Below are 620 nucleotides of genomic sequence, written 5' to 3'. Positions count from 1 at the left end.
CGCCTAACGTTCGACGTAAGGGGCTGGCCGCAGGCCAGTCCCCTTGACGGAGGGGTTAGGGCTCGCCGCCCGAAGCGCTGCTATGGCAAGCATGCTCCACCTCCCTCGATTGCGCATTTTTGCCACTTCTTGATCTGAGCGATACGGCGCTCAATTTCAGCTAAACGGCAGATATTTCCGTTGGCAGCGGGGAAGTGCCAGTCGGCTGCGACACCAAGAAATTGAACTGCCAGTACGCAGTGCTTGCCAATGTATGTGGCCCATGAAGCCTGCTCTGCCTCAAGCTGGCCTCTGGTGACAAGAGTTTCGGAGTCGGTGTCTTGACTGGCGGGTAGCTTGGTAAGTGCGGCCTCATAGACTTGCCGCATCTCTGATGAAGCGGCCTCTAGTTTTTTCTCGGAGCAGAGATACGCGTCCAAGGGGCGGCTAAGGTCGATGATGCATGCGTCGTCCGGCTCGCTCGCGATGGCGGGCGCTGAAAGCATCAAGAAGATCGATTGGACTGCGACGGACTGACGAGAGTGCATAAGAGCCCTAACGTTCGACGTAAGGGGCGGCCTGCGGCTTGCCGCAGGACGTCCCCTTGACGGAGGGGTTAGACCACAGGCGGAGCCACCAGC

1 protein-coding gene is annotated in these 620 nt (G+C 59.2%); it reads right to left on the bottom strand.

Annotated elements, in window-relative coordinates:
• Window positions 1-80: 80 nt before the first annotated feature.
• A complete protein-coding gene (locus AC1DYI_RS37870; RefSeq protein ID WP_477209186.1) occupies window positions 81-485 on the bottom strand; it encodes a lysozyme inhibitor LprI family protein in 405 nt (134 codons plus the stop codon).
• Between the last annotated feature and the right edge of the window lie 135 nt (window positions 486-620).

The organism is Ideonella sp. P3_A4 (assembly GCF_056403075.1).
Note: the sequence above shows the minus strand (reverse complement) of the source record. Positions and strands in the feature narration are given on the sequence as shown.

Excerpts from the sequence above, each read along its gene's own strand:
- AC1DYI_RS37870 (WP_477209186.1), bottom strand. The coding sequence starts at position 485 with ATGCTTTCAGCGCCCGCCATCGCGAGCGAGCCGGACGACGCATGCATC.